Source organism: Pedobacter alpinus, from assembly GCF_042684645.1.
Taxonomy (GTDB): domain Bacteria; phylum Bacteroidota; class Bacteroidia; order Sphingobacteriales; family Sphingobacteriaceae; genus Pseudopedobacter; species Pseudopedobacter alpinus.
In genome coordinates, this window is the sequence record NZ_JBHULV010000007.1 from 1 (window position 1) to 7,812 (window position 7,812).

Sequence of the window (7,812 nt, forward strand, 5' to 3'; positions counted from 1 at the left end):
AATTAATGCTCCTCAAAAAACAATAATCTGACAATAAAAAACCTCTAGTAAACTATTGCAATTCCAGTTCCATCACCACTTTACGTTCGTACGGACCGTAAATATTCTTGGACCTGAGCACCAACTGCCAGCCTGTAGCTACACCTCCGGCAGGAGCAAACAGGTAATAATAGCCATTTCTCTTATGTACCTTTGGCCCTTCTATGGTGGGGTCTAGTTCATGTCCGTCATACACAATGACACCTTTATCCAGCACCTTATCGCCATCAGTATTTAATTTGGCAAGGGCCAACAGGCTTTTTATTCCGGCCCTGCTGCCTGCATAGGCAAATGCTAAATAGTTCTTTCCGTCCTCATCCCAAAACGGACAAGGGTCTATCAATCCTTTGCCCCCGAAAAACGAAAACCGGGTCACTCCATTCGCCTTTTGGGTCCCTGGTTTTGGTCATATATATCCCGAAATCCGGATCTGGGTAATAGATATAAAATTCTTCGTTGTGGTAACGGATGGACGGCGCCCATACCCCATTGCCATGTTGTACTTTACTAAATACATCATAGGGTTTTTGTTGCGGCAATACATGGTTGATGATGGTCCAGTTCACCAGGTCTTTGGAATGCAGCAATGGCAAACCTGGTGCATGGTTGAAGCTGGAGGAAATTAAATAAAAATCATCGCCTACCCGAATCGCATCAGGGTCTGAATAATCTGCATTCAAAATTGGGTTCTTGTATTTGCCGTTCCCTAAATCAGGAGACCAGACTTTCGAAACATGGTTTTGTGACTTATCCTTAGACTGGCAATAAGAAGCATTCTGTTGTATAAGCATACAGAATGAAACGAGGAGCGTCTTGTAAATTAAATTGATTTTATTCATTATTATATAATCTAGTTGTCAAACATTTCAAACAACCTTACCTGGCAAATATAAAACAGATCAAAAAATGCTTATTAATTGGTCCCCTTTATAAGACTTGTATTAAACACGTCAAAATTCGAATTTAAAACCCATAATGTTCTGCCATCTAATCTACTCCATAAATTGCATCGAGTTTGGAGAATCTATGTTGTCACCCACTGCATACAATCCGATAACCATTCTCCTTCTCTTACATCAGTATAATACTACAACTTAGGTAACCTCTTAGCGCATTGTTAAGCTATCGTCCCTAGTACCCATTTTATTTTTTAGTTAACATTCCATTTTTGCAACCATTCTGGATATTTTGCAATTATTTTTAAAGGAGCATTAGTGTACCAACTATAGCCATTCCTGCGATTATGACCCATTTCTCCAAATGATTTTCTTTTAATTCCATCCCTGTCGCAAAAATAAGGCAACGCTGTATCTAAGTCGTAAAAACGAGCCCAAAGTACGGGTGCATCTTTATCTTCAACTGCTATTAAGTCCTTTAATCCATCACTATTAATAATTTTCTCTAGTCTAATGCCTTCTACTTTATGTGTCTCAAACCAACTTTTAGCAGCTTTAACCGCATTTATAATTTCTCTCGGGGGATTTTCGATATCCATCAATAGCAACGTAATATTTACGGATTCGGCCCCACTAAAAGATGCCAATTCATAAGCTCTGGCATTAGCTGGCGCCAGAGTAACTTCATCATGCTGAGCACACCAAACTGTTGGCTTTCCATTAACTCTAATCTGCGTTTTTAAGATGCAATCCACTCCTTTGTCAAAAGCTATTTTAGCCTTCTCAGTCATTTTCTGACTTATCTGCATAGGTTGATAAAAAGGTTTTTTATCGGCAATATCTTTCAAAAATGTCATAACATTTACCATGGCATTATCATTATAGGTAATGTGCGAATTATAAGCTATTGACTGTCCTTTTCTAAATGGATAAAATTGAGGCCATCCACCGTTTTCGTATTGAGCTATTAGAATATAATCGAAAGCTTTGTTAAATGCATTCCTGTATCGCTCATCTTTTATTTTGCTATACATATTTACTAAAAACTTCATCTCAGTAAGTGTTGCGCCATTGTCAAATGTAGCTCCGATCCCGCTAGATTTTATCTTTGCCCACTCATCTTGATTAAACCCTAAATGGTAGTTATGATTTTTAGACCATCCACCAACATTCGTTTGATATTTCAAAACACTATCTGCTGCCATTTTAGCTTCCTTTGTGGCATACCATTCATCGGGCATGCGAGTTGCTATCTGGTTCCATTTTAAATTAATGTAGTTTTGTTTATCAACACTAACTGATTTCTGTGCAACACACGAAACAGCACCAAAAGTGAGTGCATAAAGAATACTTAGCTTTACTAAACTTTTCATTTTTTTTCTTATTAATTTGGTTAAATACTATTGGCAACAAAATAATTCCTTCATTTTTCTTATCAACTTAGTTTAGAGTTTCTTGGTTTATTTTTAGCCAATCCATTTTTTTGCCCAATCCTTAAAAATCTCTTCTCTATATTTTGATATTTTTTTGCGCCTTGCTGATCTCCCAAAAATAATTCGGGATGGCTTTTATCAATATAACACCAATTACCTAATTTATGATCGTATTTTCTTAGGTCTCCAGGCCAAGGGTTAACGCTTATATATTTTTCCGGCTTTACCATATCTCTTAAACTTTGCCTAAACACCCTCCTATATTATAATGGGAAAGACTAATTGTTTTGAAAGAAGCCAAATTCTGGAAAGAAAAGCAAGCTGTCACAAAACGATTCTTTTCTTATATTAAAATAATTATTGTTTTTCCAGCTTGGATGTTTTTTTAAAATATCAATAAAATTATAGCTCTATACCTTATAAAGCAGGGGTTATTGAATAGTGATCTATATTAGCTAAACCCTCTGTACTTAGTGCAGAGAGACGAATCACGTTTTTTCCAGCTTTCAATTCAATGGGAATGGAAATGGTAGTCCATTCGGTCCATGCACCTGTAGGAGGAAATGCAAAAGATGGGTTAACCACTGTTTTATTCACCTGTACCTCTGCGGGTCGAACATCCGGCTTGCCATGCACATATCTAACCCCAAGGATGTATGAGCCAGCCTTCACCGAGTCCAATTCCAATTCGATAAAACTTCCTTTTTCATTGTAAGTATCAACGTAACCTTCTCCTGTGAAACCAGAGTGCTTAGCTTGATTCTGGGCAATAAAGTTCCAACAGCTATGATGGTCTTCTTTCCCGGTATAGGTTCCATCTTCTGCTTCCAAAACTTGAATTCCAGGGAGCTCTCCAATTTGGGGAGCCCTCAATTCTGCTACTTTTATGTAATCCATGTTAGGCAAGCCACCATCATTCAACGCCCTAAGATGTATAATGTTAGTCCCTAATTGAAGATTATGAACCACCGATTCTGTTTTCCAGGCAGGTAAGGCATCTGTCTGTTTCATTTCTAAAACAGAAGCCGGGGTGCCATTAATAAGTAATTCTCCAGGTCTAGGATCAGATTTAATGTGGGTATAGCGAGCGGTAATGCGATGAGGTCCACTCCAGTTTGCATCATAAGAAACCTCTATATAGCTTCCTACCTTATTATGGGTATCTACAACTCCACGTCCAGAATGAGTAGAATGTGGGGCATCTGTTAACATCACATTGTGCCAGCAACTGTGACGATCAATTATACCGCTAAATTTTCCCTTCTCTGCCTCAAGAATAATGGTTTTACCAGGATGTGCTGTTCCATATTGATTAAGTTTTTTGGAGGTTGAGCCAGTTGTTTTGATACGAGAAAGCCACTCCGAGTATTCCTTTTCAAGTAAAGGTTTAGCCCAATATCCATGGTAATCATAACCGCTTCTACGCTCATAGCCAACTTTACTATAATCGTAATTAAATTTTGAATCGCGATCAAGATACAGTGGTCTATTTGTATTTAATTCGTAAAACCGAGCCCATAAAAGTGGGGCCTTACTATCTTTAACTAAAATTCGTTCCGTTCTACCGTCTGAATTTCGTACATTATCTAGCCTCACCCCCTTTATAACTACTGCCTTTAACCACGTAACACCTCCATTCACAGCGTCAATTATCGCGGGACTAGGTAATTCTATCGACATCAAATATCGCAAAATACTAACCGTTTCATCTCCAGAAAGGGATGGTGGTTCATATTTTCTGGCCCAGGCAGGCTGCAGTGTTTTTTCATCATACTGGGCACACCAAGCAGTAAGTTTACCGTTTTGTTTTATTTGAGTTTTGAGGATGCAATCAATGCCTTTATTTACTGCAATAGCTGCCTTTGACCTACGAGAGGCGTCAACAAAGGAATACGGCGCTTCGCCAGCTGCAACGTCGGTGAGTAAATTCATCACCCGAATCATCGCATCATCGTTAAAAGTTATTCTAGAATAATATTCATCACCCCGTAAAGGCCAGAATTGTGGCCAACCCCCGTTTGGATATTGTGCAGCGAAAAGATAATCCAAACCTTTACTAAAGGAGGTTTTCAAATGCTCATCGCCTGTTGCGTTTATCACTCGAGCCAAAAATTCCATCGGTAACGTTGTTGCATCGTTATCAATGCTATTTGCCCTACCACGCCCTTCCGGCGGGATATCTCCTGAGGTGTGCGGAGCTCTTGCAAGATCAGTACTCTTAGGCCATCCCCCTTGAGAGGATTGGTACTGAATTACATTTCTAGCAATTTCCAAAGCTTCAACAGATCCAAACCATTCTTTATCCTGATTAAGAATAGCCTTACTCCATTTTGTAACGGGTTTAACGCCCGCAGTGAATGGTTTTTCAAAAAAGCTCTCTATCATTCCGGCAATTTCGTTATGAGGTCGATTAGCAGGCGTAAATCCAATGATACAAACATGATTATTGCCACTCATTCCTCGAACTTGATATTTCTCTTCTTTACCTGTGCGACCAAAACTGTAAAGGTCCATATTGTGTACGCCGTCCTTTAAAATCTGGCGATGGTTTTCGTTTGGAGCATCATCGTTTGGAGTTTTAGCTAGAAACAACACATTTTTAGCCTTCGTGTCACCTATGTAAAACCATTCCGGTGTGAAGTCATCAAACTCTCCTTCTTCGGTTGGAATATGTTTTTTTCCATCTGCTGTTACAAAATAATCTTCTGCATCCGCAGTACCACCAGCAACACATTCCAGCAGGAAGTTATACTCTCCTTCTGATTTCAGCACCTTTATGGCTACTCTATCTATAAAAAACCAGTATTGAAAAGTAAAATTACCGTTGGTTGATTCTAAAATCACCTGATCTCCTTCTGTTTTTCCATCAATTATTTTTGTTGTAGAACCACTGTTCCTCCCTGCATGCCCAAAGTTACCTACACTATTAGGGAAACCACGATAATCGCCGTGAGGCCCTGGCTCCATATAAGATGCTATCCAATCTCTCCCTTCGGGATCAACAAAACTTTTAAACCCTGATACGCCATTATCCTTTTCAAAATAAACGGTACCCATGGGCATTTCAATTTTATAGCAACCAACGCCGTCCCAAACAACCTCTGTGAGCTTCACCATCGGCTTTTCTTGCGCAAAAATGGATGACGAACCCAATATCGAAAACAAGAAAACAGACAATAACACCTTTACTTTTTCCATATTAATGCGTTTGCAATTTGACACTTATTTTAACCAATCCCATCTTTTAGCCCAGTCTAACAAGAAAGCTTTACGATGTTTTGAAATTGTTTTTGCTCCTTGTTGTTCCTTTAAAAAAAGATCAGCGTCGGGCTTGTCGCTATACCAATTTTTCCCAAGTTTATAATCATCTCTTCCAGGTTTTCCAGGCCAAGGGTTAACGCTTACATATTTTCCGGTTTGCCCGTTTAACTCACTGATGTCACTTATAGTTTTATAGGAACCGGTTTCTGGCATTTTTGATGCATAGCGAACAGCATAATTTCCTTCACCGATGTAATAACCTGGCCATTTTTGACCTCCTGTTTCGAACGTAAAACATGAAGAGTCAGCAGGAATATCCAGGCTTGGACCTTTAAAGTGCCATTCTAACACCCCATAAACTGCAACTGTATCTGCAATGGTAGAGTTCCCTTTAAATATGGTTCTAGCGCTTGTTGTAATGGACGTAAAACTCCCACCCCAACTTTCACCCGTTGGATCGTTAGAATTTCCCTTCATTAGATACGCTAATGAAGGGGTATCTCCCATCTTAATGTCTCCTTTATAATAATTGATGAAATCTTTTCCCATTGCTCCATATCCTTTTATATAATTTGTATAATATGCTTTGCCTTTTAAATCGGCTGGAGATTCCGGATCCATAAACCAACCTCTATAGGTTGCGTTTGCTTCTATCATCCATAAATCCGGATGGTTATCGGCTATATAGGCATAAGCGTTCACACTCCACTTTTTATTTGGTCCGCCTATCCAGTACACCCTGATGTTGTCCTTTATTTCTGGCGCATCATGTAATGCTTGAGCAACATCCTCTATCCCACCCCAAACTAATACCCATAAAGGTTGTTTACTGTTCTTTTTGGCGCACTTAATTATCCAGTCTGAGCCTTCTGAAGCGGCGCTATAGCCTTTATAGCTTGCCGCTGGGATGGTACCTTGCTTACATAATCTTCTTAGTGAGTTTGGAATTGGATAGCCTTTTGCTTGCGCTTTTAACTTGGGAAGATCCTTCTCATACAAATCAATAATATGTAGAAAATCTTTAACTCTACCATCTTCAAAAGGAGATGAAACCAATCCCTCTATCTGAAATTGGTTAGCATACATTAATAAATGGATCATTGATTGAAAATCATCCGGGTCTGTTCCTCCAATATCAGAACTTATCAATACCCTAGGTTTTACGTTTTGTTGCGCTTCACACTGCGTTTGGATTGACAAAATAAGGAAAAAACCAATTATCAATACCATTCCAGCAAACTTATTAAAATGTAATATTACACCTCCACTTTTCATATATTTATTTATATTGTTGTTTTAGATATTTTAAATGAATTTTGGTTATCATAAACCCAAATAGCCCCCATTTTCGCTTTAAAAGACCTTTAAGTGAGCAATTTGATTTTTAAAACACTTTTGTTTTATAGTTTATAATTTTTTACTTGAAATTTTCAAGTTTAGCATTTGCCTTTCGCTAATTCAATTCACTCATTTGATAGCAAATAACAAAAAAAAACTGAAATAACGAAAATTAAAGAAAAAATTAGAAATAAAATGAAAATATATACTTAATAATATTTTGACAAAAACTCAGTCTCACTCTATCACTTAAAGACGATTTTAAAGTCAAAAATTTATCTATAGCCTCCCAGCTTTGATCATTACTCACTTGAAAGCTCCAGATTTTGTTGCTACAAACAATGCTATGAAGAAGAATACCCATAAAACCCAGAATCTATACCGGTGGAGGAGGTATATCGCAGTGGAAGAGGGTGTTTTAAATAGTTATGAGTTTTAATTAGGAGATAAACCCACCGAAACCGGCCATTAAAAATACGCATCATAATAGCTTATCGTGATCTTCACATGGACTTGTAGTCCACTACTAATTCTTGATTAGGTTGAATGGATACTTAATACAAGTTAGTCCCACGCTTTGTAACTTTTCCGTAGTTCACTTTAGGCAAAAAAATGAACTTAATTTTAAGGGTTCCCACACGTTCGCTCAATGTCAAAAAGTTAAGGAAAATTCATATAGCATTCGTTTGATTTTTAATAACTTCTGGTCTTATCTGACCTCGGTATTTACCTACAAGTATTATATTTATCCTGATTTTTACTTGTAGAGACAGTATGTTTAATACCAATTAAGTTTTATAAAGCCGTATATATTTTATATTTTAGGGCATGGGAAAGAAAGCACA

6 protein-coding genes are annotated in these 7,812 nt (G+C 37.9%); all 6 read right to left on the bottom strand.

Translation table 11 applies throughout. The features are described 5' to 3' along the window. Positions 1–52: 52 nt before the first annotated feature. Positions 53–382, bottom strand: coding sequence for a family 43 glycosylhydrolase (locus ACFSSE_RS17995; RefSeq protein ID WP_449304937.1), 330 nt, complete (start codon positions 380–382; stop codon positions 53–55). Beyond that, positions 354–878 carry a family 43 glycosylhydrolase gene (locus ACFSSE_RS18000; protein ID WP_449304938.1) on the bottom strand — a complete coding sequence of 175 codons (525 nt, stop codon included), beginning with the start codon at positions 876–878 and terminating at the stop codon, positions 354–356. Before ACFSSE_RS18000 ends, ACFSSE_RS17995 begins: the two co-directional genes overlap by 29 nt. A 311-nt stretch (positions 879–1,189) precedes the next feature. After that, on the bottom strand, positions 1,190–2,308 hold the full coding sequence (pelA, locus tag ACFSSE_RS01095) for a pectate lyase (protein ID WP_379045366.1): 1,119 nt from the start codon (positions 2,306–2,308) through the stop codon (positions 1,190–1,192). Between the two features lie 62 nt (positions 2,309–2,370). After that, positions 2,371–2,598 carry a hypothetical protein gene (locus ACFSSE_RS01100; protein WP_379045363.1) on the bottom strand — a complete coding sequence of 76 codons (228 nt, stop codon included), beginning with the start codon at positions 2,596–2,598 and terminating at the stop codon, positions 2,371–2,373. Between the two features lie 187 nt (positions 2,599–2,785). After that, positions 2,786–5,590, bottom strand: coding sequence for a pectate lyase (gene pelA, locus ACFSSE_RS01105; protein ID WP_379100656.1), 2,805 nt, complete (start codon positions 5,588–5,590; stop codon positions 2,786–2,788). Next, positions 5,591–6,904: a nucleoside hydrolase-like domain-containing protein gene (locus ACFSSE_RS01110; protein ID WP_379045357.1), complete on the bottom strand. Its 1,314-nt coding sequence runs from the start codon at positions 6,902–6,904 to the stop codon at positions 5,591–5,593. Positions 6,905–7,812 lie beyond the last annotated feature (908 nt).

Excerpts from the sequence above, each read along its gene's own strand:
- ACFSSE_RS18000 (WP_449304938.1), bottom strand. The coding sequence starts at position 878 with ATGAATAAAATCAATTTAATTTACAAGACGCTCCTCGTTTCATTCTGT.
- pelA (WP_379045366.1), bottom strand. The coding sequence starts at position 2,308 with ATGAAAAGTTTAGTAAAGCTAAGTATTCTTTATGCACTCACTTTTGGT.
- ACFSSE_RS01100 (WP_379045363.1), bottom strand. The coding sequence starts at position 2,598 with ATGGTAAAGCCGGAAAAATATATAAGCGTTAACCCTTGGCCTGGAGAC.
- ACFSSE_RS01110 (WP_379045357.1), bottom strand. The coding sequence starts at position 6,904 with ATGAAAAGTGGAGGTGTAATATTACATTTTAATAAGTTTGCTGGAATG.